This window comes from Xanthomonas cissicola (genome assembly GCF_008801575.1).
GTDB classification, from domain to species: domain Bacteria; phylum Pseudomonadota; class Gammaproteobacteria; order Xanthomonadales; family Xanthomonadaceae; genus Xanthomonas; species Xanthomonas cissicola.
The window spans coordinates 19,883-44,865 of sequence record NZ_VZPL01000001.1 but is presented as its reverse complement, the minus strand read 5'-3'; the positions used below and the strand labels follow the sequence as shown (position 1 = coordinate 44,865).

Here is a 24,983-nt window from a genome sequence, read left to right as displayed (position 1 = left end):
GGAGCATCTGAATGCCGCTCGCCTTGCCCCCTGTCACCCCCTGCTCTAGGCTTCCCGTTTTGCCGTCAGCAGCCCGGGGATTGGAATGGTCGAAGGTTTGGGAAGGATCGGTTTCGGCCTGTTCGGTCTGGCGGTGCTCATCGGCATCACCTGGCTGTTTTCGAGCAACCGCCGCGCGATCGACTGGAAGCTGGTCGCCACCGGTCTGGCCCTGCAGATCTCGTTCGCCGCACTGGTGTTGCTGGTGCCGGGCGGGCGCGACGTCTTCGACGCGCTGGGCAAGGGCTTTGTCAAGGTGCTGAGTTTCGTCAATGAAGGGTCCACCTTCATCTTCGGCAACCTGATGAACATCGACAGCTACGGCTTCATCTTTGCGTTCCAGGTGCTGCCCGCCATCATCTTCTTCTCGGCGCTGATGGGCGTGCTTTACCACCTGGGCGTGATGCAGATGGTGGTGCGTGCGATGGCGTGGGCGATCACCAAGGTGATGCGCGTTTCCGGTGCGGAAACCACCAGCGTGTGCGCCAGCGTCTTCATCGGCCAGACCGAAGCGCCGCTGACGGTGCGCCCGTACATCCCCAAGATGACCCAGTCCGAGCTGCTGACGATGATGATCGGCGGCATGGCGCATATCGCCGGCGGCGTGCTGGCTGCATACGTCGGCATGCTCGGCGGCAGCGATCCGGCGCAACAGGCGTTTTATGCCAAGCATCTGTTGGCCGCCAGCATCATGGCCGCGCCCGCCACGCTGGTGGTCGCCAAGCTGCTGGTGCCGGAAACCGGCACCCCGCTGACCCGCGGCACGGTCAAGATGGAAGTGGAAAAAACCACCAGCAATGTCATCGATGCGGCTGCGGCCGGTGCCGGCGACGGCTTGCGCCTGGCGCTGAACATCGGCGCGATGCTGCTGGCCTTCATCGCGCTGATTGCGCTGATCAACGCACCGCTGACCTGGCTGGGCGAGGTCACCGGCGCCACCGCGCTGCTGGGCCGCCCGACCAACCTGTCGACGATCTTCGGCTACGTGCTGGCGCCGATCGCCTGGGTGATCGGCACCCCGTGGGTGGATGCGACAACGGTCGGTTCGTTGATCGGCCAGAAGGTGGTGATCAACGAGTTCGTCGCCTACAGCGAGTTGTCGCGCATCGTCAAGGGCGAAGTGCCGGGCGTGGGCCTGAGCGCAGAAGGCCGCCTGATCGCCACCTACGCGCTGTGCGGCTTCGCCAATTTCAGCTCGATCGCGATCCAGATCGGTGGGATCGGCGGGCTGGCGCCGGAACGTCGTCACGATCTGGCCAAGTTCGGCCTGCGTGCGGTGCTCGGCGGTTCGATCGCCACCTTCATGACCGCTACCATTGCCGGCGTGCTGTCGCATTTCGGTTGAGGTGGTGCGGGTTCATCGGCGTGACGGTCTAATCACTGCACGCCGCGTTTCATCCAGTCTTTCAAGTCAGTCATTCAAGGCAAGGTATTTATGAGTTCGGTCGTCGTTGTCGGGTCCTTCAATGTCGATCACGTGTGGCGCTGCGATGCCTTGCCGGTGCCGGGTGCGACCATCGCCGGGCGCTACAGCACCGGCCCGGGCGGCAAGGGCTTCAATCAGGCGGTTGCGGCCGCACGTGCTGGCGCCAGGACGCATTTCTTGTGCGCGCTGGGCGACGATGCCGGTGGTGCGTTGGCGCGCTCGCTGGCCGCGCACGATGGCTTTGCGCTGATCGCCGAGCCCAGCAATGAACCGACCGGCACTGGCGGCATCTACGTCGACGGGCATGGCCGCAACACCATCGTGATCGGCGCAGGCGCCAACGCCGTGTTGAGCCCGGCCTTCATCGAGAACCAGCGCCCGCTGGTGGCTGCAGCAAAAGTGCTGCTGGCGCAGCTGGAATCTCCGGCCGAGACGGTCGAGTCTGCACTGGCGCTGGCGCACGAATGCGGCGTGCTGACGGTACTCAATGCCGCCCCGGCCAATGCGCCGACATCGATCGGCCTGCTCAAGCTCTCGGATGTGCTGACGCCCAACGAAACCGAATTCGCCGCGCTGCTCGGTCGCCATGTCGGCGAGCGCATCAATGCCGACGACGTCGCCGCGCTGGACGGCAATACGCTGCATTCGCTGTGCCGCAAGCTGCTGCCGGGCGGTACCGTGGTGGTGACGCTGGGCGCGGTGGGCGCCTTCATTTCGCACGCCGAAGAACAACTGCGCGGCGATACCCAGGCGCATTACCGCGTGGGCGCGGAAAGCGCGCAGACCATCGATACCACCGGTGCCGGCGACGCCTTCAACGGTGCGCTGGTTGCCTCGCTGGCGCAGCTGCCGGCTGCCAGCTTCGCAACCCACGTGCGCTTCGCCACCCGTTACGCGGCGCGCTCCACCGGGGTGGAAGGTGCGGCGGTGTCGATGCCACGGCTGCGCGCGGACGACTGAGGCCACGGTTCGCTGCGATCGGCGTGCGCCACACGCGCATGCCCTGGATGCCGCACCCTGATTGGCGTGCCCAGGTTTTTGCAGGAATGCGCGCGCATGTCTCGCGCTCCATGACGCTTGCGACAGGCGGCTAGTCGCGTCGCACCGCGTCGCAGCGCACCGCGCCGGGCGATGTGACGCTGCAACGAGCGCATGTGTGTGCTCGCCGCGCTGCACACACTCTGCTGCTAACGTCACGCCACCGGCTGCGCCATCGCGACGCCATGTGACCCAGCGCTGCTGTGGGTGCTCGAAAAACGAAAGCGCATCGCATAAAGCGTGCTGATCGGCTGCACGCGCTAGCGCGTTATCTGCGCTTGCCTACTATCGCCGCACCACCGGGCGCACCACGACCATTGCCTGTTGTCATGCGAGGACGCTCTGGCGGCGCGGCTTGCCGACATGCGCCTGCATCGTCGACTGGCGCACTGCCGCGTCACGCAATGGCAGTCACGCGTGTGCCTGGCCTTGCCTCCCCAAGCTCAACGGAACAACCGATGATCCTGCGTCGATCGCGCACGCCTCTCCTGCTGCCCTGCGTCTTACTTTCCTGCCTGCTCAGCTCCTGTGGCGGCGAGGATGCCGCCGATGCCGGCACCGCTGCGACCCTATCGCAGGCGGCGACGGTCACCGTGAGTGCCCCCCGCGCCATGGCGCCAACCGCGACGCAGGCGTCCACGGCAACGGCGAGCGCCAGTACCGATCCAGCATTTCGGCGCAGCCTCGCGCCCGATAAGCCGATGTTCGTGATCCATGCCGACACCTGGAACGCCGCCGATCCGCAGAAGATCATCGACCTGATTCCTGCAGACCTGCGCCCCTATACGGTACTGCTGATCTCGCTCTCGATCAGCCACAAAGGCGCCACCAACAATCAGTGCAACTGGAACCAGGTGGCGAACGGGATCGAGACGGCACGCTCGTGGATCAAGACAGCAGCGGCCAACGGTGTCTGGGCGATGGTCCAACCGTCCAGCGGCGGCTTCAGCCACTTCCCCGACTATCCCAACGGCACCGATCTCGAATCGACGGTCTACGGTGAGTTCTTCCGCGACTACCCTAACTTCCTCGGTTTCAACTATGCCGAGCAGTTCTGGGGATTCGACGAAGCCTGCTCGGTCTCGGCAGCGCAGCGCTGGGACCATTGGGCCAACCTGCTCAAGCTGACCAACAAGTACGGCGGCTATCTGGCGGTGAGCTTCACCGGCGGCTTCTGGGGCGCGAACATCAACCCGCTGGCGATGGTCAAGCGCAATGAGGCCTTGCGCACCGCCCTCGGCAGCTATGCCAAGAATTTCATCATCCAAGAAAAGTTCACGATGAACTACGGCTACCACGACATCGAAAGCGTCAGCCTGGGCATGTTCCTGTCGGGATTTACGGGCCATTACGGCATCCGTCCTGACAGCAGCGGCTGGTACGCCGCCGATGGCAGCGCCTATCCTCTGGCGGCGGGCGCGCCGCATCTGATCGAACACCTGACGCTGACCGGCGAAACCTACTTCGACGGCCCGGAACTGATCTGGACCGATACCGTCCAAAGCCTGCCAAACGCGACCACCGCCGACGGCTACACCACGCGGCGCTGGCAGTTCTTCCCACAGTTCAAGAACATCCACATGGATGTCTACCGCAAGATCCTCGACGGCACCTTGCACATCCTCGATCGCCAGCAGGTGATCGACCGGACCAAGCTGGTGGTGGTCGACGACACCACCAGCGGCAACGATCAAAGCCTGTATTCATCGCCGGAAACGCTGTTTTCCGGCCTGTATCTGATGGACGACGACGGCACCTATCTGAACCAGCACAGCTGGTACAAGAAGACCGGGCGCTACCCCGCCATCCCGACCGTGTGGCAGTTGACCGACGACCTTGCCAAGTCCTTCCCCGTACAGGTCAAGCGCAGCGAGTACACCACCCGCTGGCCGTCCATCGCCGCCAAGACCCAGGAACTGAATGCCTTGTTCCCGCAGGAATCCACCGGCGATCTCTATGTGGCACGTCAGGACAACACCTGGGTCACCTACAACCCCTACAAGACCAACAAGACCGCCAGCGGCGCGTTCAACCTCAAGTACAACAGTTGCGCCACGCTCAACATGACTTACGGCCCCTACACGACGGGCGTGGTCAAGGAGTTCGCCGACGCGCTGTCGATCTACCTGACCAATTTCGATTCCGAAACCGGCCCGCTCAAGACCGACACCATCACCATCAGCGGCGCCAGCAGCACACCGACCTATAGCTTCGCCGATCGCGGCGAGCACCAGGCCAGTACCGTGACCGCCACGCCCAGCGGCGACGGCCTGACCTTGAACGTCGCCCACAACGGGCCCCTGGACATCACCATCCAGTGCTCAGGCTCGGCCACCGGACGCGCAAGCGCCGCGGCGGTCACGGCACTGCAGGCACCGGCCGCGCCGCCCGCCTATACCGGTGTGCGGCAATACGAAGCGGAGAACTTCGATTTCCAGCGCATCGGCAGTCTTGTCGCCAATGGCGTCTCCGGCGCGGTGCACAACTACCAGGGGCTGGGCTATGTCGACTTCGGCGGCAACCCCGGCGCGCGCCTTAGGACCACCATCAACGTGCCGCAGGCAGGGACCTACACGCTGGCCACGCGCTATTCCGCACCGGGCGCAAGCGTCGGTACCGTAGACTTGTACGTCAACGGCGTGCGTGCAGGCACCCCGGCCTTCGCCCAGACCAGCTCGGCCAGCGACTGGGCCAGCAGTCTGCTGACGGCGACCTTGAGTGCCGGCGATAACGTGGTCGAGTACCGCGCCAGTGCAGGCACCCAGGCCAAGCTGTACCTGGATAACCTAACCGTTTCGCAGTAAGCGATACCACACGGCGGTGCCGGCCCGGCCGCCGCAGGGTTGGCAGCACCAAGTGCTGTCATCGCTGAAGTTACACTAGCGGCATGCAGATCGGCCCCTACTCCATCGCTCCCAAGGTGATCCTCGCGCCCATGGCGGGCGTCACCGACAAGCCGTTCCGGCTGCTGTGCAAGCGGCTGGGCGCGGGCCTGGCGGTGTCGGAAATGACCATTTCCGACCCGCGCTTCTGGGGCACGCGCAAATCGCTGCACCGCATGGATCATGCCGGCGAGCCGGACCCGATCAGCGTGCAGATCGCCGGCACCGAGCCGCAGCAATTGGCCGAGGCGGCGCGCTACAACGTCGACCACGGTGCGCAGTTGATCGACATCAACATGGGCTGCCCGGCCAAGAAAGTGTGCAATGCCTGGGCCGGCTCGGCACTGATGCGCGATGAAGACCTGGTGGCACGCATCCTGACCGCGGTGGTGCAGGCAGTGAACGTGCCGGTGACGTTGAAGATCCGCACCGGTTGGGATTGCGACCACCGCAACGGCCCGACGATCGCGCGGATCGCGCAGGACTGCGGTATCGCCGCGCTCGCCGTACACGGGCGCACCCGCGACCAGCACTACACCGGCAGCGCCGAGTACGCGACGATTGCGCAGATCAAGGCCGCGCTGCAGATCCCGGTGGTTGCCAATGGCGATATCGACTCGCCGCAGAAAGCCGCCCAGGTGCTGCGCGAAACCGGCGCCGATGCCGTGATGATCGGCCGCGCCGCGCAAGGCCGCCCGTGGATCTTCGGCGAGGTGGCGCATTTTTTGGCCACCGGCGAGGTATTGCCGCCGCCGTCGCTGGCGTTCGTGCGCGACACCTTGCTCGGCCACCTGGAGGCGCTGCACGCGTTTTATGGCCAACCGCAAGGCGTGCGCATCGCACGCAAGCATCTGGGTTGGTACGCCAAGGACCACCCGCAAAGCGCCGACTTCCGGGCGGTGGTCAATCGCGCCGAAACGCCGGAAGCCCAGTTGGCCCTGACGCGCGATTACTTCGATGCATTGATCGCCGGCGTGCCGCCCGCACTATCGGACGCTGCCTGAGGTTTTCTGTCCTGCTGGAGCTGATGCATGAGCGCACCGAGCGACACCCCGACCTATCTGCACGGCTTTTCCGCCACCGAACAGGCGCGTCTGCTCAAACAGGCGCGCTTGCTGGAAACCACACTGTTCAATCAGATCGACTACAGCGGCGCGCGGCGCCTGCTGGAAGTGGGCAGCGGCGTCGGCGCGCAGACTGAAATCCTGCTGCGCCGTTTTCCCGAGCTGCATGTCACCGGCGTGGACTTGAGCGAGACGCAACTGGATGCGGCGCGCGCAAATCTTGAACGGCTGGCATGGTGCCGCGCGCGTTACACCCTGCAACAGGCCGATGCGAGCGACCTGCCGTTCGAGGCGCGCCAGTTCGACGCGGCATTCCTGTGCTGGGTGCTCGAACACGTGCCCTCGCCTGCGCGTGTGCTCAACGAAGTGCGGCGCGTGCTGCTGCCCGGCTCGCCGGTCTACGTGACCGAGGTGATGAATGCCTCGTTCCTGCTGCATCCGTATTCGCCCAGCCTGTGGCGCTACTGGATGGCATTCAACGATTTCCAGCACGACCAGGGCGGCGACCCGTTCGTCGGTGCCAAGCTGGGCAACCTGTTGCTGGCTGGGGGCTTTCGCGATGTGCACACGCAGATCAAGACGCTGCATCTGGACAACCGCGAACCGGGCCGGCGCAAGACCATGATCGGGTTCTGGGAAGAAGTGCTGCTATCGGCGGCCGACCAATTGCTGCAGGCCGGCGCGGTCGAGGCCGCCACCGTGGATGGCATGCGCCGTGAGCTGGCGCAGGTCCAAAGCGACCCGGACGCAGTGTTTTTCTATTCGTTCGTGCAGGCGCGCGCCACGGTCTATTGAGTTGCCGGTGGGGGCGCGACGACCGGAGCGCCGACAGGCTCCAGGTCGCCGGTCAGCACGGTGCTGCGGGGCTCGTGCCAGATGCGATGCCACATCTGGCCCAGCACCGCGCCGATCTGATCGCGGGCCACCGGCGCACGGTACGCCGCCTGCACCTGCCGCGGCACGATCGGCTGCCACGTCCCGTTGTCGCGATGGGCCACCACGAAGTTGAAGTTGTAGTCCGGCTCCAGGCCCATGCGCAGGTCGCTGAGCATCAGGTCATCGTCGACCAGACGCGCGCGCATGAAGCCGCGATTGAACCAGGTCAGCCGACGCACCGAATCGAACCTGGCCACTTCGCCCAATGCCTGGGTGTTGCTGGAAAACCCGCGGAAGTGCATCGGGCCGGTGTCGGCCACCAGCGAACGCTCGCCGATGACATAGCCGTTGGGCGTCATCGCCACCACGCGCCATAACAAGGTGTTGAGCGGCATCGGTACCGAGAACCGCGGCGCATCGGCCAGGCCCATCGCCGCCAGCGTACGATCGGCCTGGCGGTCGACCAGTTGCTTGGCAATCAACGACCAGCCCAGATACGACGTGCTCGCCACCAACCCGATCACCAGCGCGTGCTGCGCAAACGGGCGCGCGCGCGCAAACCAGGCCACCGCGCAGGCCAGCAACAGCCACAGCGTGTACGCCGGGTCGATGATGAACACGCTCGACCACATCGTCGGATGCGGCTGCAACGGCCACCACAGCTGGGTGCCGTAGACGGTGAACGCGTCCAGCAGCGGATGGGTGATCAAGGCCAGCTGGATCGCCCAGAACCAGCGCGTGGGTGCGCTGGCCACGCGTCCATTGCCGTAGCGGCAACAGCCACCAGATCAACCAGCCCACCAGCGGCAGCACGAACAACGAATGGCTGACGCTGCGGTGCACGGTCATCAGGGTGACCGGGTCGTCGGTCAGCGGCAGCAATGCCAGCGAGTCGAGGTCGGGCAAGGTGCCCAGTGCCGCGCCGGCCAACAAGGCGGCACGCCGCTGTCCGGGCGGCGCGATGGCGGCAGCGATGGCGCCGCCAAGAACGATCTGGGTCAATGAATCCATCGGCCGATGCTAGCAGGCCGGACATGCACGGATCGGCATGTTCGACGCGGCGTACGGCCGGCCGGTACCGCTGCGTCACCGGGCAGTTAATCGTCACCGCAACGCACAGGCCCGTGCTTCCGGCCGGGGGACCGACGTCGGCTTAACCCCAAAGCGATCCATTCAGGCGCACAATGCAACCGACACACGGGGCGTGTATCATCCGCACCCATCTTTTCATCCGAATTAAGGGATATAAGCCTGATGTCCAGCTACCTGTTCACCTCCGAATCGGTCTCCGAAGGCCATCCGGACAAGATCGCCGACCAGATCTCCGACGCAGTGCTGGACGCCATCCTGGCCCAGGACAAGCGCGCCCGCGTGGCCTGCGAGACGATGGTCAAGACCGGCGTTGCGATCGTGGCCGGCGAAGTGACCACCAGTGCCTGGATCGATCTGGAAGCGCTGACCCGCAAGGTCATTCTGGACATCGGCTACAACAGCTCCGACGTCGGCTTCGACGGCGAGACCTGTGGCGTGCTCAACCTGATCGGCAAGCAGTCGCCGGACATCAACCAGGGCGTGGATCGCAAGAACCCCGAGCAGCAGGGTGCGGGCGACCAGGGCCTGATGTTTGGCTATGCCACCAACGAAACCGACAGCTTCATGCCGGCGGCGATCCACCTCTCGCACCGCCTGGTCGAGCAGCAGGCCAAGATCCGCAAGAAGAAGAACTCGGCGCTGTCCTGGCTGCGTCCGGACGCCAAGTCGCAGGTCACCCTGCGCTATGAAGACGGCGTGGCGACGGCGATCGATGCAGTGGTGCTGTCGACCCAGCACGACCCGGGCGTGAAGCAGAAGGACCTGATCGAAGCGGTGCGCGAGGAAATCCTCAAGCCGGTGCTGCCGGCCAAGTGGCTGCACAAGGGCACCAAGTTCCACATCAACCCGACCGGCAAGTTCGTGATCGGCGGCCCGGTGGGCGATTGCGGCCTGACCGGTCGCAAGATCATCGTCGACACCTACGGCGGCTGGGCGCGTCACGGTGGTGGCGCGTTCTCCGGCAAGGATCCGTCCAAGGTCGACCGTTCGGCTGCCTATGCCGCGCGCTACGTGGCCAAGAACGTGGTGGCCGCCGGCCTGGCCGACCGTTGCGAAGTGCAGGTCTCCTACGCCATCGGCGTGGCCGAGCCGACCTCGATTTCGGTCACCACCTTCGGCACCGGCAAGATCGCCGACGAGCAGATCGAAAAGCTGATCCGCAAGCATTTCGATTTGCGTCCGTTCGGCATCATCCAGATGCTCGACCTGATCCACCCGATGTATCAGCAGACCGCGTCTTACGGCCACTTCGGCCGCAAGCCGAAGGACTTCACCTACACCGACGGCACCGGCGCGCAGCACAGCGCGACCTCGTTCTCGTGGGAAAAGACCGACCGCGCCGACGCACTGCGTGCCGCCGCCAAGCTGAAGTAAGCCAACTGCTCCTGCGGGAGTGAAACTGGCAAGAAGTGAGATGGGCCGCACATGCGGCCCATCTGCGTTTCGGCGGAATGCGTACAGTCGTCGAGGCTAGCGTGGGAAGTATCGCCTGCTTATTAGCAGTGGCAATGTTGGAAGCACGGCGCCGCGTCCGGGGGCGGGACCGTGTGGCGGCATGGACGCCGCCACCGAGCCCCCAGGGACGGATTCACGGCGTGTCCCGACACCGGATGCGGCGCCGCGCCGTCGACCAACTCCGTACTCCGATCGATCTTGCGCACGACATCTGGCACTTTCATGCGATTGCTTCGGTTTGCTGCGGGCGCTTGCACGCGTACCAGCGTGGGACACGCCGCAAGTACGTCCGTGTAGGCTCTGGCGCGGCATCCATGCCGCTCAAGGTCCCACACCGGTGCGCGCGCAAGCACCACCGATCATTGTCGGCAACTGGAAGAAAAGCGGCCTTCGGTTAACTGGTCGTGGCCTGCATCTTGTTCCATCGGTTCCATGCGGATGCTTCGATGAGCTGAAGGCGCCTGCACATCGCAGCCCCAGCATTACGTTCAAGGCTCGCGTTGCAACTGTTTCTCCAACGCCTGGGCGAACGCCTTCAACGGGCACGCCATGCGTTGCTCTGCCGTGCAAACGCCAAGCGCCAACTTCTGCTGCAACGGAGGATGCTCCAAATTTAGCGGCGCCAGCGTCCGCAGTTGATCCAGCGATTGCGCAAGATACTGCGCACGCACCACTTGCTGCCCATTCGGTTCGCGCCATAGCTCCAGCAGCAACGCGCCGCCCGGCGGTGGATCGTCGGCGCCGTAGCCGGGGAGATGAAAGTGCACGCCCAGCAAACTGCTCAACGCGGCGATATGGGTGTCACTGCCAACGAACACCGAGATTTTCGGCGCCTGCGCGTCGCCGAAACGTTGCAAGACCTCGCGCGCCAGCGGTGCGCCCGAACGCGAGGCCATGTAGTGCGGCCGTGCGTAAATGTCGAACAGCAATGCGTGCAAGCGTGAGACCTGGGCCAGGCGCTCGGGCGTCGCACGTCCCCAACCGACCTGCGCAAGCGGCAGGCCCTCTGCGTATTGCAGCAGCAACACCTCGCCGGTGCCGGAGGTCAGGTCGATGGGCCCGCCTAACTTAAGCCCACGTCCGTTGGCCGACGGCGCCAGCGTGGAAGGCATCTGCGCGAAATCGCAGGGCGTCCGCGTGCAGCCCAGAATCTGCTGCAGTGCCTGCAGCCCGGCGGCATGGCCTTGCAGCAAGGCGGCAGGGCCTCCGGTCTGTTGCTGGATCGATGCGACCGCTGCCGCCGCATCGAACGGCAACGTGCCGGCTTCGATCGGTCGAAACAGCGGGTCGTTGCTGCCAGCCTCCCGATGCCCGGCGACGATGCCGCAGCCAGGTGCGAGCGCGTCGGCCAGCAGGGCGCCACTCTCGATGGTGCGTTGATCGGTATTGGCCCACACCGACACGCTGCCAAGTGCGGGGCAACCGTTGCGCGGCAACAACGCCTGCTGCACCAGCCACTGGCGCAGGTACTCGCCACTCAAGCGCACGCCTTGGCGACCATGCGGAGTGAGCAGGCTGGCAGGCGTGGACCACTGCGGCCAGGGTTGGTCGGCATAGTGCGCGGCGGCGGCCTCGCCTTGCAGCGGTGCGCGCACGCCATGCCGGAACACCACCACGACGCGCTCCAGTTGCGCGCTCTGCGCGGACGCTGGCGCTCCGGTGCCCACCTGTTTGCCGGCGGTGACGGTCGATTGATCGCCACTGCGTGTGGTGGATGCGCGCGCTGTGGACACGCTCGGGATCGACGTGGTGCAGCCTCCCAACGCCAACGCAGCCGCCAATACCAGGCACAGCACGCTGCCGGTTGCCACCGGCGTGCCACGGGGCGCGCCAGACCTCGGTGCGATGCCGACGCACTGCCTGCGTCTTGCCTGCCGCGTAGGTGCCGCGATCCCCATCGCGGCACCTACGCTCGCGACAACGCGGGCGGCCCATCGCGGCTCCCCACCGCTGGCCAGCAACGCGCGTTGCAATGCCCACTGCCCCGTTCCACCGCAGGCGCGTGCACGGCCTGCGCTATGCCGCGCGTCCGTCATGACATCTGCATCTTGCTGCGCGCCTGGCAGGTCGTCGCATGCGAATCGTGCGGGATCAGAACACATACTTGGCGGTCAACAGGCTGGTCATGCCGGAATCGACGATGTCGGAAATCGCATCGGTCTCGTGGCCGACGTGCGCCCAGTAGCTGTGCTGCTTGGTGAGGTTGGCCACCGACAGATCCACGCGCAGGTGATCGTTCGGTGCATAGCCCAGATGCAGGTCCACGCGGGTGATCGGCTTGATCCACAGGTTGTCCCAGTTTGCGCCCTGGTTGAGATAGTCGTACACCGACACGTATTCGCCGGAGTAGTGATAGCTCAGGTTGACCGACCACGGTCCCTTTTCGTAGAACAGCTCCGCATTGGCGAGCAGGTTCGGCGCGTTCTGGATACGTTCGTGTGCGAAGCCTTCTTCTCCCAGGTCCACGCGCGTGGTCTGGCGGGTGATGTTGGCACCGATGCCGAAGCCATCCAGCGGTGCGGGCAGGCCCTGGAAGGTTTGCCGCACGGCCGCTTCGATACCCAGCACGCGGCCGTCGCCGCCGTTTTGCGGACGCACGAAACGGATATTGCCGCTTTCGCTTTCGCCGGCATTGGCGGCGTTGGAACCGCTTTCGTAGATGTAATCGGTGAGGCGCTTGTAATAGCCTGCCAGCATGGCATGGCCGCCGCTGTCGTTCTGCCATTCGCCCGACAGGTCCACGTTGAGCGACTTGATCGGTTTCAGATCCGGGTTGCCTTCGGTGATGGTGGTCTGGCCATCGCTGGAGATGTCGGTGGAGCGGCCGCCGCCCAGCTGCACGAAGGCCGGGCGCGTGTAGCTGGTCCACACCGAGCCGCGATACACCGCGCCATCGCCATCGGGCCGGTAATTGACGAACACGCTGGGCAAGGCGACGTTGTAGCGCGTGCGGTTGTTGGCGAATGCGCCGACCTGCTCGGCACCGTTGATGGCGGCCGGCTGCGCCCAGAACGTGTTGGTGATGGCGGTATGTTCGAAGCGCACACCGGGCAGGATTTCCCAGTTGCCGCTGCGCAAGGTGGCCATTGCATAGGCAGCGCTCACCGCTTCGGTTGCGCGCATGGTGTTGCAGTTGAGATTGTTGATCGCCAACTGGCCGCAACTGTCGAAACTGGCGGGGGTGAGCGTGCGTGCGATCAGGTCGTTGAGCGCTGCATTGCTCAGGCGTACGGTGGGAAACGCGTATTGGCCTGGATAGACCGCATCGTAGCGCTGCGCGATCAGGCCGGTATCGCGCAACAAGGTACCGTCGGTGTACTTGGCATTGGTCCAATCGCGATCGGTAAAGCTGCGCGAGCTGTCGACATACTTCACGCCAAAGGCAATGCGGTTGAGCAGCCCCGCATCGAGGTCATATGCCACGTCGAACTTGCCGCCGCCCTTGTCCTGGCCGCTGTATTGCTTGGAAATCTGCCCGGTGCGTCGCGCATACAGGCTACCCACGTCCGAGGCCTGCGCCTGCATGGCCGGGGTGAGCAATGGAATCGGGAAACCGTCGCCGTTGTAGCTGATGAAACGGTTGGCGCCGTAGGCGAAGTTGGTCGAACTGTACTGGTCGTTGCGCGCGGAGATTTCCACGTGATCCGGGCGGTCGTTATTACCGGTGCCGTAGAAGATGTTGGGCGCGAATGTCCAATGGCCGAGCTGCTTTTCTGCGCCGAACTGCACGGTGGCGAGGTCGGCCTCTTCGGGGTTGGTTTCGTACCAATAACGCACTGCGACGCGATTGATCTGCGGCTGATACGCGCCGCTGCTGCCGATTTGCGTGAAGCTGACATTGGCCGGCACGAACTGCGTGTAGCCGGTGTTCTGCTCGGTCTTGGCGAAGGCGTAGGTCATGCGTGCGTACAGATGCAAGCTGGGATCCACGCGCCAATCGAAGGCCGCGTTGCCGCCATAGCGGCGTGTATCGCCCTGCGAGTAACCGATATTGACGCCGGTGCTCTGCAGGACCTCTTGCGGGTCGGCGCCAGCGGCCAGATTGCCGCTGGCATCGGCACGTGCGAATTTCCATGCGCCATCGTTGCGTGCAGCCGAGGCAGAGGCCACTTCGCTGTTCACGAAATGGCGCTCGTCGTAATACGCACTGACCGACACGCCGAACTGCCCGGCATCGCCAAAACGCGCATGCCAATCGCCGGCTGCGCCACTGCCCAGCCCGGAATCGCCGTAGTCGCGTGCACGGCTTTCCAGGCGTCCACTCAAGGTCACGCTGCCGCCCTGGCGATCGGGCGAATCGAATGCGCTGGGCGTGCGGTAATCGATGGTGCCGCCGATCGCATCGCCGTCCATGTCGGCGGTGGAGGTCTTGTTCAACACGATGGTCTGCAGGCCCGAGGGCGGCAGCAGGCTCAATTGCACGCCGCGGCTGTACGGCATGCCTTGCGCGACGTTGATGCCGTTGATCAGGTTGACGTTGTATTCGGCATTGAGGCCGCGCACCGATGAGAACATGCCCTCGCCGCGCGCGGCGCCATCGATGCCGCCGAAATACGACTGCCCGGTATTGATCACGTTGACGCCCGGCATCAGGCCCAGCGCTTCGGCGACGTTGTGCACGGCGGTGGTCTTGAGATCGTCGGCCGACAGCACGTTGACCGTATTGGTGGCGGCCATCTGCATGTCGGTCGCGTTGTAGCGCGTGGCAGCGACCGTGACCTTGTCCAGCGTTGCCATCTCGCCCTGTGTGGGCGTGGTGGCCTGCGTCTCTTGGGCCGCAGCATGGCCGCACAGGGCGCACAACAACAAACACAGCGCCTGCGACAACCGCGAAGGACGCAACAGCGAACAACGAACGATCATGATCCAATCCGATGAATGCAGCAGCGCGCCATGGACATGCACCAAGGCTGCGCCGCCGCGAATGTGAGGAAGCGACGCAGCCAGCGGAGGCGGAACTGCATCACGCCTGTAAGCAGGCGCCGCGCATGGTGGTGATGCGGCATGTCAGTTTGGTGACCGTAATTGCGAACATGACAAATGCGCGCAACGCATGCGCAAGTCGGCACAGTCGTTGCCGTATGGAGGCGAAAATTGTCGACGGAGTGCGCTGTCTGCCTGGCGCAAACATCCACCGACAGCAGGGCATGCGCGCTGGCGACGCGATGCACGGGCTCTGGTTGTGGCGCAGACGCATCTCAATCATGTGATGGTTGCGCACGCGGACGGCGGGTGTAGCCGGCAGCCTTCGGCCACCAGCCAGCCTGCGACCGACGCGCGTCACGGTGAATCGGCACCAACGCGGTCAAGGGCTCTCCCCCGCCCGCCACGCCTGCGTCAGGTACGCAGGAAGATCTCCACCCGTCGATTGAGCTGCCGCCCACCCGGATTGTCTTGGCCGTTGACGGTATTGGGCGCCACCGGCTGCGATTCGCCATGGCCTTTTGCGTTGGCCGACTGCGCGGCACCACGGGCGCGCAACGCCGCCAGCACGGCATTGGCGCGGCGCCCGGACAGCGCCCAGTTGTCATCATCGCTGCCCTTGGCATTGGAGCATGCGGAATCGGAACCGCCCGACCGGCAGCCTAGCGGCCCGGCGCGTGCGAGGCCTGTTGCTCCGCCTGCAACTGCACATGCAGGATGCGACGAATCTCCAGAATGGCCTGCGGCGTTTCCTGCACGCTGTGCCAGGAGGTCACCACCAGTTCCGAAGCAGCGCCATCCAGATGCGCGCTGCGATACGGCACCAGGCCGTCGTCGGAATCGGCCAACGGTACCTGCGGCTTCTCGCGCCCGATGATGGTGTGGTACTGCACGTTTGGAGAGATCGGCAGGTCCATCGTGGCGCGCACGAACGGATCGGTGTCGCGCAGGTTGTCGATGCTGGTGGGCACCAACGCGCGGCCTTTGCGGCGGGGAGCGCCGCCCGGATCGTCGCGTTCGCTGTTGGCCAGGTCCTGCATCACATCGCCGAAGCGATCCAGCAACGCGCCCGGCAGGCGTATCAATTTACCGACAAACCGCCCCAGCCCGCCCTCGGCCAATGGCGTACCGCGATGCGGCGCGGCGATGAAGATGGCGCGGTCCACTTGCGGCATCGGCGAGAAGTGCAGCAATGGCCACAACTTGGCGCGGATCCGCGCGCCGCGTTCGCCGTCCAGCCGGTAGTTCTGCAGCAGGGAATCCCACAATTGCTCACCAGAGGGCGACACCAGCAGCCGCCCGATCACCTCGCCCATGCTGTGCCCGACCAACACCATGTCGTGCGACGCGATCGCACGGCCGGACGGATCGAAGTGCTGCAGGCTACGTTCCACCAGCGACTGGATTTCCGCACGATTGATCGCCATCGGCGCGTTGGTCGGGTAATACACCTGCCAGATCTGGTAACGCTGGCGCAGCGTTTCATCGCCCATCACTTCGTTGGCCACATTGACCCAGGCCTCCGGGCTGCTGGCCAGACCGTGCAGCATCAGCAGCACGCGTCGGTCGGGATCGTAGGGCTGCATCAGATACAGGTGCGGACGATCGATACCGCGTGCGCTGCCCAGCATCGACCGCAGCGACTGCTCCGCAAATCCGGACTTGGCCAGCCACAATCCATACGCGGCAGTGAAGTTGCCCGCCAGCGGCACGCGTTGGCCATGCAGCACCACGTCGTTCTGGCGATACGGGTCGTACGGCACCACGGTGACCAGGTGGCTGCGCAACACCTCAGCGAGCGTCTCGCCCTCGAAACGCAGCAATATCGTTGCCGGCGCGTACGGCATTTCGCTGAACGTCGGTAGCGGGCGATCGCGCGCCGCGGCCGCGGCGACGGCTTGCTGCAACGCCAGCCCAGCGGGGTCGCCAACCACTTGCGGGTCCACTTCCGCGACCAGCTCGGCGCCGAATCCATCGCGCCGGTAGGTGCTGCGCAGGCCATTGAAGCGCAGCGCCGAGGCGGCGAAGATCGCACGTGGTGTATTGCCGTCACCCGGCAGCCGATAGGCGGACAAATCGACGTCGAGCTGCCAGCGCCCGACCGTGGTGGATGCCGGAGTGGTTTCGCCGGCTTGCTGCGACCGTGCGAACAGGCGCTCCACCACCTGCTGCACGGCGTAACTGTAGTAATCACGCACCTGCGACTGGCGGTTCTCGAACGCCCGCGCGCTGGGCGCACGCGCGGTGAAAAACAGGTATGCATACGCATGCCGCGCTGCTTCCAACCAGGCCTCCACCGCGGCATCGCTCATCGTGGTGGGGTTGCGCCCGCTCAGCGCGATGGCACGCGCGGTCCATAATTCTGCCTGCGTGGCCAAACGCCGCTCATCGCCGATACCGGCCTCACTGGTGAGCTGCTGCAGGCACGGCAGCGGTGCGGTGCGGCATGCCTTGGGCTGCAGGCCGGCAACCTGCAGGGTCTCGCTGCCGGACTGACTCAATTCACCGGTGCTCAGCACATCGCCACGCGTTTGCGCGATGTAGTCGCCGCTGTTGCGCGACTGCACCGTCACCATGGCGCAGCCGCTCAACCACACACTTGCCAGCACGCCCGCCAGGAATGCGGCGGCACGGGAACGGGGCATGCGCGGCCTCATCGCGGCGTGGTCGCTGTTACGCCTGGCGCCGGCGCCAGCGGCATGCCGGCACGGATGCGCGCCGAAAAATCCGTGGCCTTGTCGGCGGCGATCGCACGCGCGGTGAAGTGCCCGCGCTGCTTCAAGGTGGCGAAGGGATAACCGGGCATCAGGCCGTGATGGTCGTAGGCGTATCGGTCGACATAGCCGGACAGCAGCAGGCGGTGATCCAGCGGCAATGTGGGCTGCAATTGCCGCACCAGCGCAAACACGATCGTGGTGCAGTTGCTGGTGAGCGTGTTGTAGAACGCCGGCTTGCGATCGAGTTCGTTGGCCAGCTCCACGTACCCCATGAACATGCGGCGCAATCCGGCCTTGGGAATCGCCAGGCGATACAGGTACATGTCTTCGCCACGCACGTTGGTGCGGACGCGCAGGATGTCGCGTTCGTCGGCGGCGACCAGGGTTTCTTCGAAACTGCGGAAGAATCCGCCCAACGCGGAAAACGATTCGTCACGTTCCTTGCGGATTTCCAGCGAAAACACCACGTGCGAACCGTCATCGAAGCCGAACGACACCAGCGTGTGCGCAATCGCCGGTCCCATCCAGTACGAGAGCGCAAGATCTGCGCTGACCAGGCGGTTCAGATCGTATTGCCGCGTCTCCCAATGCGGCACATAGTCGGTCTCGCTGCGCCAATCGAAATTGCGCACGTTGTGCAGGGTGACGATGCTTCCCTGCACCTGCGGCTGCAGACGCTGGGCGACATCGTCGGCCCAGTCGCGGTCCTGGCTGGGCTGCATCATCCACCACGACACCGCCAGCACCACGAATGCGGCACTGAAGATGCCCACCAGGGCCCAATTCTCGCGGCCACGACGCAGCCCCCATAACGCTGCCACCGCCATCGCGCACCACGAGGCCACCCACCCGGCGCGTACGAAGGCGTTGCCGGTCAGTGCGTAATAAATCGCCAGGCCACCCCATCCGGCGGCCAGCACCAGCGCAACGCGCAGTGCCCAGCGACCGATGCGGGCACGGGTGGCCGGTGTCATCGCGTGCCGCCTACCGGCACCTGCATGCCCAGCGCATGCATCAGCAGATCGGCCGAGCGATGCGCAAGCCGTTTGCGTTCTGCCTCATCGTTGCCGCGCAGACAGCTCCCCAGCATGTCGATCACCAACAGCACTTGCTCCTCGTCGACATCGGCCCGGCACAGCCCGGCGTCGCGGGCGCGATGGACGAATGGCAGAAAGATGCCGACCGCACGCCGATCTGCCGCCTCCACCGCCGGGTGCGCGCGTTCGATCGAGCGCCAGAAATCCACCAGCGGCGACGACTGGGCGATGTGCTCGGCGACATCGTGCAGCAGCACCGCCAGGCCATCCGGACGGTCGGCGAGGTCGGCGGCAAGGCGCTCCAGCCCATCCAGGCCACGCGCCATCAATGCCGTCATCAGCGCCAGCCGATCGGGGAAATTGCGATAGAGCGTGGCGCGCCCCAATCCGGCGCGCTCCACCACCAGCTCCAGCGGGGCATTGACGCCATGTTCGCTGAACACTTCGTCGGCGGCATCGAGAATCTGCCGGCGGCGCAGCGCGGCATCGGGGCGGGCAGTCATCATGCCGGCATTATCGGACAGATTTGTCCGTTTACACCAGAGTCCGCTTGCCGTTTGCGCGCGCTCTCCGACCAACGGCGTGGTTGCCGTTGGCTTGCGGTGGATTTGTCCCCTGCCCGTCACTGCAGCCGGCCATGCGATCAGCCGGTGTTCTGCACGCCTTGCGAGACGCCATTGACGCAGGCCACCAGCGCACGCAGCAGCGCTTCGTCTTCGCCATCGGTGGCGCGCCAGCGTTGCAGCAGATCCACCTGCAGCACGCTGATCGGGTCGATGTAGGGATTGCGCAGACGGATCGACAACGCCAGCCGCGGGTCGTGCTGCAACAGCGACTGTTGTTGCAGCAGCGCCTTCACCCAGCCCTTGGTCAATGCCAGTTCGTCGCGAATCAGCGGGAAAAACCGCGTGTGCAGGTCGCCGGACAAGCGCGAGAACAACTCGGCGATGTTCAGATCGCCCTTGGACAACACCATGGCGATGTCGTCCAGAAAGGTGCGGAAGAACGGCCAGTCCTGCGCCATTTCGCGCAAGGTCTCTTCATGCCCGGCATCCACCGCCGCCTGCAGGCCGCTGCCCACGCCGTACCAGCCGGGAATCACCGCACGCGCCTGGCTCCACGCAAACACCCACGGTATCGCACGCAGGTTGGACAGCGCCGCGTCCTGGCCCAGCCGCCGCGACGGGCGCGAACCCAGCGTCATGCGTTCGATCACATCGATCGGCGTGGCCAGGCGGAAGTACTGCATGAACTCCGGCGCGCCGACGAAGGCGCGATACGCGACCGTGCTGCGTTCGGCCACCAGATCCATCACCGGGCGCCAACGCGCCTCGCGCGGCTCGGGCGCACGCGGGCGCAGGCTCGAGAGCAGCACCGCGCCGGTCATCTGCTCCAGCGAGCGCAACGCCAATGCGCGGATGCCATATTTGCGGTGGATCACCTCGCCCTGCTCGGTAACGCGCAGGCGCCCATCCACGCTGCCGCGCGGTGCGGCATCCAGCGCGCGGCTGGTCTTGCCGCCGCCGCGCGCGATCGAGCCGCCTCGGCCGTGGAAGAAGGTCAGCCGCACGCCCAACTCGGCGGCCGCTTCCAGCAGCTCGACCTGCGCGCGTTGCAGGCCCCAGCGCGAGGCGGCGATGCCGCCGTCCTTGCCGCTGTCCGAATAGCCCAGCATCACCATCTGGGTATCGCCGCGTGCGGCCAGATGCTGGCGATAGACCGGGTCGGCCAGCAGGTCCTGCACGGTGCCGGTACCGCCGCGCAGATCGTCCACGGTTTCGAACAGCGGCACGATATCCAGCGGCACAGCGCCGGCGTCGTCGACCAGGCCGCCACGCCGCGCCAGTGCCAGCACAGTCAACACGTCGGCGCGGTTATGCGCCATCGAGATGATGTAGCTGCCCAATGCATCGGCGCCGTGGCGGGTACGTGCATCGGCAAGCGCGGCGAATACCGCATCCAACCGTGCATTGCCTTCATCGTCCACGCGCGGCAAGGGGTCTTGCCCTGCGGCATACGGGCCGAGCACGGCGGCGCGCTGGGTGGCGTCCTGTGCGTCCCAGTCGGTCTGGCCCAGGGCATCGGCCACTGCGCGCGCATGCACGCTCGATTCCTGGCGCACGTCCAGCCGCGCCAGATGGAAACCGAAGCTGCGCACGCGCCACAACAGGCGCCGTACCGCGAACCAACCGGCATGCAGGCCCTTGTTGGCCTGCAGGCTGTCCAGGATCAGCTGCAGATCGTGTTCGAGCTCCGATGGAGCGGCATAGGCGCCATCGGCATCGTCCAGGGTGGCCTGCAGGCGCGCGCGCATCAGGTCGTTGAGCAGGCGGTACGGCATGTCGCCATGGCGCGGGCGCGAACGCGCGGCGGCGTCGGGGAGCAGCACGCGGTAGCGTTCCAGCTGCGCGGTGAGTTCGCCGCTCACCTGTACCAGCGTGGTCGATTGGCTGAGCAGGCTGGCCAACTGCCAGAGTTCTTTTTGATAACGGTCCAGCACCGCGCGCCGCTGCGCGTCCAGCGTCCCGGCGATGGTCTTGGCATCCACGTTGGGATTGCCGTCCATGTCGCCGCCCACCCAGGTGCCGAAGCGCAGCAGACGCGGCAATGCCGGCACGCTGCCGTAGGTTTCTTCGATGGCGTGTTCGAGCGTTTCGTACATCACCGGGATGACGCGGTAGAGCACCTGGGTGAGGTAGAAGCCCACATGCTCGCGCTCGTCGTCCACGGTGGGGCGCACCGGCGAGGAATCGGCGGTCTGCCACGACGCGGTCAAGGCCATGCGGAAGCGCGCGGCATCGCTGGCACGCTCGTTGGGCGTGCGCATGCCGTCCAGGTTGTCGACCAGGCTGGCGACCATCAGCTGCTCTTTTTCCAGCAGCGCGCGCCGTACCGCCTCGGTGGGATGCGCGGTGAACACCGGCTCCACGTCGATGCGCGGCAACCATTGGCTGAGTTCGTCCAGGGTCACGCCCTGCGCCTTGAGCCGGCGCAATGCGTCATGCAGGCCATCGGGCTGCGGCGTGTCGGTGCCGCTGCGCTGATATTCGCGACGGCGGCGGATGCGGTGCACGCGCTCGGCGATATTGACCACCTGGAAATAGGTACTGAATGCCCGGACCAGCGCTTCGGCGTCACGCGGCTGCCGACCGGCGAGTTGTTCGCTCAGCGTGGACGGTGGGGCATCGCTTTCGCGCCGCGAGATGGCGGTGGTGCGCACGCGTTCGATTTCATCGAGGAATTCCGCAGAGACCTGCTCGGCGAGCAGATCACCCACCAGCGCGCCGAGCCGACGCACATCGTCGCGCAAGGGAAGATCGGGGGTCGCGAACACAAGACTGCTGCGGTACTCGTTCATCGGAAACGCACACCCTCTTCAAGCGCAAAGTCGTCGAAGACTAACCCAAAAGGATTAGATGATCGCGACGCGCAGGACGGTTTCAGACCGAACCATCCTGCACCAAGTGCCGCCCACGTTCGTGCGCGCCACTGGAATCCGTCACCCGGCACCGGCAGGCAATGCGTAGGAGCGCACCCGGGCGCGACCAGGCTTTACCGGTAAAGCCACATCGCGCCCGGGTGCGCTCCTACGTGCGGTGCGACGATCCGCGTTGCGTTCGCACCGCATTGCGTGCGACGACGATCAACGCTTGGACGGCACTTCCGCCTGCGCGGGATCGCCGACATTGGTCTTCAACCACTGCTCGCTTTCGGCCAGCATCTGCATGATTGATTGCCGCGCGCGGTACGCATGCGATTCGTTGGGCAACAGGACCAGGCGCGCAGTGCCACCCAGTCCCTTGATCGCAGCGAACATGCGCTCGCTCTGGATCGGGAAGGTGCCGGTATTGTTGTCGTCCTGGCCGTGGATCAGCAGCAGCGGGTCCTTGATCTTGTCGGCGTAATTGAATGGCGACATCGCCTGGTACACCGATTGCGCCTGCCAGTAATTGCGCTCTTCGGCCTGGAAACCGAACGGGGTGAGCGTGCGGTTGTAGGCGCCGCTGCGTGCGATGCCGGCTTTGAACAGGCGCGTGTGCGCGAGCAGGTTGGCGGTCATGAAGGCACCGTAGGAATGCCCGCCGATGGCGATGTGCTCGCGGTCGGTGACGCCGCGCCGCACCACTTCGTCCACGGCCGCCTGCGCATCGGCGATCAGCTGCGGCAAATAGGTGTCGTTGGGTTCTGCATCGCCTTCGCCCACGATCGGCATGCTCGGGTTGTTGAGCACCACATAGCCGATCGCCAGAAACGCCTGCGGCCCCCAGTAACTGATCGCGTTGAAACGGTACGGCGAGTCGGTGACCTGGCTGGCGGTGTCGGCGCTTTTGAATTCGCCCGGGTAGGCCCACATCAGCAACGGCCGTGGTCCATTGCGCTTGGGGTCGTAACCAGGTGGCAGCAAGAGTGTGGCGGTGAGCTCCACGCCGTCGGCACGCTTGTAGCGGATCTGCTCCTTCTGCACGCCGCGCAATTGCGGCAGCGGGTGTGCGAAGTGCGTCAACGCGCGCGCGGCGGCGGCGCCATCGCCCAGCGATTGCACGACATAGTTGGCCGGTTCCTCCGGCGATTCGCGGCTGAGCAGCAGTTGCGTGGCCTGCGCGTCCAACAAGGCCAGCGGTGCCGAATAGGTCGGCGCCTGCGAGTGGAACAGCCGCGTGGCCTGCTTGCTGCGCAGATCGAATCGATCCACGAACGGGCGGTCGCCTTCCGGCGAAGCGCCCTTGCCAAACAGGAACAGGCTGTTGCCATCGCTGCTGGTCTGCAGCAGCGGGCGGCCGTTGCCGTCGGCCACCGTCGCCGGCGTGCCCGGGTCCTTGTAGCGGTCCTGCGAGGAGCGGTCCCACAGCAGTTCGGGCGCGCGTTGCGGTTGATCCGGTGCGATGCGCCATTGCTTGGTGCGGCGGGTCTTCCACCAGCTTTCGCTCAAGATCGCCAGATCGCCGCGGCCCCATTGGATGCCTTCGAACCGGCTGCCCAACTGCGCCAGCGTCACCGGTGCGCGGTTGAACGGCGCGGCCTGCATCCGCACCGCATCGCGGACCTTGCTCTCGCGTGCCGGGTCGCCACCGTCCTGCGCTTCGGCCCACACCAGCGTGGCCGGCGCATCGTGCCGCCAGGCGATGTCGCGCACCCCGGTCGGCACCGCGTCGTTACCGGTCGGCAAGCCTTCCACCAACGGCAGCTGCGCGATCTGGCGCACCAGTTTGCCCTGCAGGTCCAGCACCTCGATGCGGCGCGCGAAGTTGTCTACCGGCACCAGATACGAGAACGGCCGCTCGCTGCGTTCGCTCAGGATGTAACGGCCATCCGGCGACACCGACAGGTTGAGATAGATGCCCGGCGTGGCGATCGGACGTACCTGCCCGGCCACGGTGACGATGATCGGCTGGCCGGTGGCGTAATACTCGAACACGCGCGCATCGGCCTCGTTGCGCAGCAGGTCCTGGTAGGTGGGCAGCGAGCGCACCCCGGCGGCCGCACTGGTCTGCTGGGTAGCCGGCCCGGTCGGCGTCGCATCGCGGGTCGGTGGCGCGCCCTGCCCGGCGACTTGCTGCTGCAGCAGCAAACCGCTGCCATCGGGCAACCAACGCAAGTCGTCGTTGACGCTGGTGTTCAAGCCGGCCACCAGACGCCGCGCCTGCCCGGTCGCCACGTCTACCAGCCACAGTTCGTTGGCGCCGCTGGCGGCGTCTTCGCGGCGGAACGCCAGATGGCGTTGGTCGGGCGACCAGCTCAAATCGGCCAGCGACAACGGCGAGGGCAACCCGGCGATCTGCCGCTCGCTGCCGTCGGCCACCGACAGCAGCCACAGCTTGCTGGCGAACGAAAAGCGGCTGGCCGCGAAGGTCTTCGGATGGATGCGCAGGCCGGCCAGCTTCAGCTCCGGCTGGGCCACCTCGGCGATGTCCGGCAGTGCCGGCAGTTGCAGCATCGCGGCCAGATCGCGCCTGGGCGAGAGCTGCAGCAGCGGCGCGCGCGGGGCGTCCACCACCGCCTGCAGCGCCTTGGAGGGAAGTTGATAACCGCTGCCTGGCGCAGGGCCTGGTTGCACGACTGCCACCTTGGTCGCTGCCGGGCTAGCCGCCCCGGCCATCATCGGTGCGCTCAATGCCAGCGCCCCTGCCAACGCCCATGTGTGCTGCCGCCAGCCTTGCGCATGCCGTTTCGCCCGCATTGTCCGTCCCCGCTGATGATCGACTCCGGACCATAGCAGCCGCCTGTCGGCCGCTCCCCTGCCGTTGGTAGGGGTCGGCTGCAATTCATGCCGCACGGGGGTGGTGCCGATATAATCGGGCCCTCTCGTCGAGGGGCGCTGCGACCGGTAGGGCGGACTGATCCGCTCACTGCACCACAGGTGCAGGTACACGGCCAGGCTCGACCAGCAGTTACCGTTCAACGGCGCCCGGCATTGCAGACATTCGTTTGCCTAC

Annotated in this window: 13 protein-coding genes, 3 pseudogenes and 1 riboswitch; of the genes and pseudogenes, 7 read left to right on the top strand and 9 right to left on the bottom strand. The window is 65.6% G+C overall.

Features of this window, described 5'->3' with window-relative positions:
* The first annotated feature begins 85 nt into the window (after positions 1–85).
* The 5 genes from F7R02_RS00180 (at position 86) to F7R02_RS00160 (ending at position 7,244) form a co-directional block, all read left to right on the top strand.
* Positions 86–1,384 (top strand): NupC/NupG family nucleoside CNT transporter, encoded by a 1,299-nt coding sequence (locus F7R02_RS00180; protein WP_078590071.1) that lies wholly within the window; start codon positions 86–88, stop codon positions 1,382–1,384.
* Positions 1,385–1,474: 90 nt separating this feature from the next.
* The gene (locus tag F7R02_RS00175) at positions 1,475–2,425 is read left to right on the top strand and encodes a ribokinase (protein ID WP_078590072.1); all 951 of its coding nucleotides are present in this window, start codon (positions 1,475–1,477) and stop codon (positions 2,423–2,425) included.
* A 536-nt stretch (positions 2,426–2,961) separates the two neighbouring features.
* The gene (locus tag F7R02_RS00170) at positions 2,962–5,307 is read left to right on the top strand and encodes a glycoside hydrolase family 98 domain-containing protein (RefSeq protein WP_078590073.1); all 2,346 of its coding nucleotides are present in this window, start codon (positions 2,962–2,964) and stop codon (positions 5,305–5,307) included.
* Between the two features lie 83 nt (positions 5,308–5,390).
* Positions 5,391–6,389, top strand: coding sequence for a tRNA dihydrouridine synthase DusB (dusB, locus tag F7R02_RS00165; RefSeq protein ID WP_014089415.1), 999 nt, complete (start codon positions 5,391–5,393; stop codon positions 6,387–6,389).
* 27 nt (positions 6,390–6,416) lie between these two features.
* Positions 6,417–7,244, top strand: a complete 828-nt coding sequence (locus tag F7R02_RS00160; protein ID WP_016849655.1) for a class I SAM-dependent methyltransferase — start codon at positions 6,417–6,419, stop codon at positions 7,242–7,244.
* On the opposite strand, the pseudogene F7R02_RS00155 reads toward F7R02_RS00160, so the two are convergent.
* Positions 7,238–8,336, bottom strand: a pseudogene (locus F7R02_RS00155) (metal-dependent hydrolase). The gene F7R02_RS00160 and the pseudogene F7R02_RS00155 sit on opposite strands and share 7 nt — an antisense overlap.
* Before the next feature lie 243 nt (positions 8,337–8,579).
* Here F7R02_RS00155 and metK point away from each other — a divergent pair.
* Positions 8,580–9,791 carry a methionine adenosyltransferase gene (gene metK, locus F7R02_RS00150; protein WP_005910819.1) on the top strand — a complete coding sequence of 404 codons (1,212 nt, stop codon included), beginning with the start codon at positions 8,580–8,582 and terminating at the stop codon, positions 9,789–9,791.
* A gap of 569 nt (positions 9,792–10,360) precedes the next feature.
* On the opposite strand, the gene F7R02_RS00145 is transcribed toward metK, so the two are convergent.
* Complete coding sequence (locus F7R02_RS00145; protein ID WP_078590075.1) at positions 10,361–11,974, bottom strand: histidine-type phosphatase; 1,614 nt, start codon at positions 11,972–11,974, stop codon at positions 10,361–10,363.
* Positions 11,964–14,735 carry a TonB-dependent receptor gene (locus tag F7R02_RS00140; protein WP_078590076.1) on the bottom strand — a complete coding sequence of 924 codons (2,772 nt, stop codon included), beginning with the start codon at positions 14,733–14,735 and terminating at the stop codon, positions 11,964–11,966. Before F7R02_RS00140 ends, F7R02_RS00145 begins: the two co-directional genes overlap by 11 nt.
* Between F7R02_RS00140 and F7R02_RS00135 the strand changes: the two are divergent.
* Positions 14,734–15,072: pseudogene (locus F7R02_RS00135) on the top strand (hypothetical protein); the annotation flags it as partial. The gene F7R02_RS00140 and the pseudogene F7R02_RS00135 overlap by 2 nt on opposite strands.
* Before the next feature lie 137 nt (positions 15,073–15,209).
* Here the strand turns inward: F7R02_RS00135 and F7R02_RS00130 are convergent.
* The 6 genes and pseudogenes from F7R02_RS00130 to F7R02_RS00105 all read right to left on the bottom strand — a co-directional run.
* Positions 15,210–15,425: pseudogene (locus F7R02_RS00130) on the bottom strand (OmpA family protein); the annotation flags it as partial.
* 32 nt (positions 15,426–15,457) lie between these two features.
* Positions 15,458–17,452, bottom strand: coding sequence for an esterase/lipase family protein (locus F7R02_RS00125; RefSeq protein WP_139370982.1), 1,995 nt, complete (start codon positions 17,450–17,452; stop codon positions 15,458–15,460).
* Entirely contained in the window at positions 17,449–18,486 is a 1,038-nt protein-coding gene (locus F7R02_RS00120; RefSeq protein WP_078590078.1) for a DUF4105 domain-containing protein, read from the bottom strand. Before F7R02_RS00120 ends, F7R02_RS00125 begins: the two co-directional genes overlap by 4 nt.
* Positions 18,483–19,055, bottom strand: coding sequence for a TetR/AcrR family transcriptional regulator (locus tag F7R02_RS00115; RefSeq protein WP_167520939.1), 573 nt, complete (start codon positions 19,053–19,055; stop codon positions 18,483–18,485). The genes F7R02_RS00120 and F7R02_RS00115 overlap by 4 nt, the downstream gene beginning before the upstream one ends.
* Before the next feature lie 137 nt (positions 19,056–19,192).
* Positions 19,193–21,907, bottom strand: a complete 2,715-nt coding sequence (gene ppc, locus F7R02_RS00110; RefSeq protein ID WP_078516931.1) for a phosphoenolpyruvate carboxylase — start codon at positions 21,905–21,907, stop codon at positions 19,193–19,195.
* A 285-nt stretch (positions 21,908–22,192) separates the two neighbouring features.
* Positions 22,193–24,679, bottom strand: coding sequence for a S9 family peptidase (locus F7R02_RS00105; protein ID WP_172397238.1), 2,487 nt, complete (start codon positions 24,677–24,679; stop codon positions 22,193–22,195).
* 172 nt (positions 24,680–24,851) lie between these two features.
* A riboswitch (S-adenosyl-L-homocysteine riboswitch) is annotated at positions 24,852–24,964 on the top strand.
* The last annotated feature ends 19 nt before the right edge of the window (positions 24,965–24,983 follow it).

Coding starts and splice junctions, on each gene's coding strand:
- dusB (WP_014089415.1), top strand. CDS start 5,391: ATGCAGATCGGCCCCTACTCCATCGCTCCCAAGGTGATCCTCGCGCCC.
- F7R02_RS00115 (WP_167520939.1), bottom strand. CDS start 19,055: ATGATGACTGCCCGCCCCGATGCCGCGCTGCGCCGCCGGCAGATTCTC.
- F7R02_RS00180 (WP_078590071.1), top strand. CDS start 86: ATGGTCGAAGGTTTGGGAAGGATCGGTTTCGGCCTGTTCGGTCTGGCG.
- F7R02_RS00125 (WP_139370982.1), bottom strand. CDS start 17,452: ATGAGGCCGCGCATGCCCCGTTCCCGTGCCGCCGCATTCCTGGCGGGC.
- ppc (WP_078516931.1), bottom strand. CDS start 21,907: ATGAACGAGTACCGCAGCAGTCTTGTGTTCGCGACCCCCGATCTTCCC.
- F7R02_RS00175 (WP_078590072.1), top strand. CDS start 1,475: ATGAGTTCGGTCGTCGTTGTCGGGTCCTTCAATGTCGATCACGTGTGG.
- F7R02_RS00140 (WP_078590076.1), bottom strand. CDS start 14,735: ATGATCGTTCGTTGTTCGCTGTTGCGTCCTTCGCGGTTGTCGCAGGCG.
- F7R02_RS00160 (WP_016849655.1), top strand. CDS start 6,417: ATGAGCGCACCGAGCGACACCCCGACCTATCTGCACGGCTTTTCCGCC.
- F7R02_RS00145 (WP_078590075.1), bottom strand. CDS start 11,974: ATGTGTTCTGATCCCGCACGATTCGCATGCGACGACCTGCCAGGCGCG.
- metK (WP_005910819.1), top strand. CDS start 8,580: ATGTCCAGCTACCTGTTCACCTCCGAATCGGTCTCCGAAGGCCATCCG.
- F7R02_RS00170 (WP_078590073.1), top strand. CDS start 2,962: ATGATCCTGCGTCGATCGCGCACGCCTCTCCTGCTGCCCTGCGTCTTA.
- F7R02_RS00120 (WP_078590078.1), bottom strand. CDS start 18,486: ATGACACCGGCCACCCGTGCCCGCATCGGTCGCTGGGCACTGCGCGTT.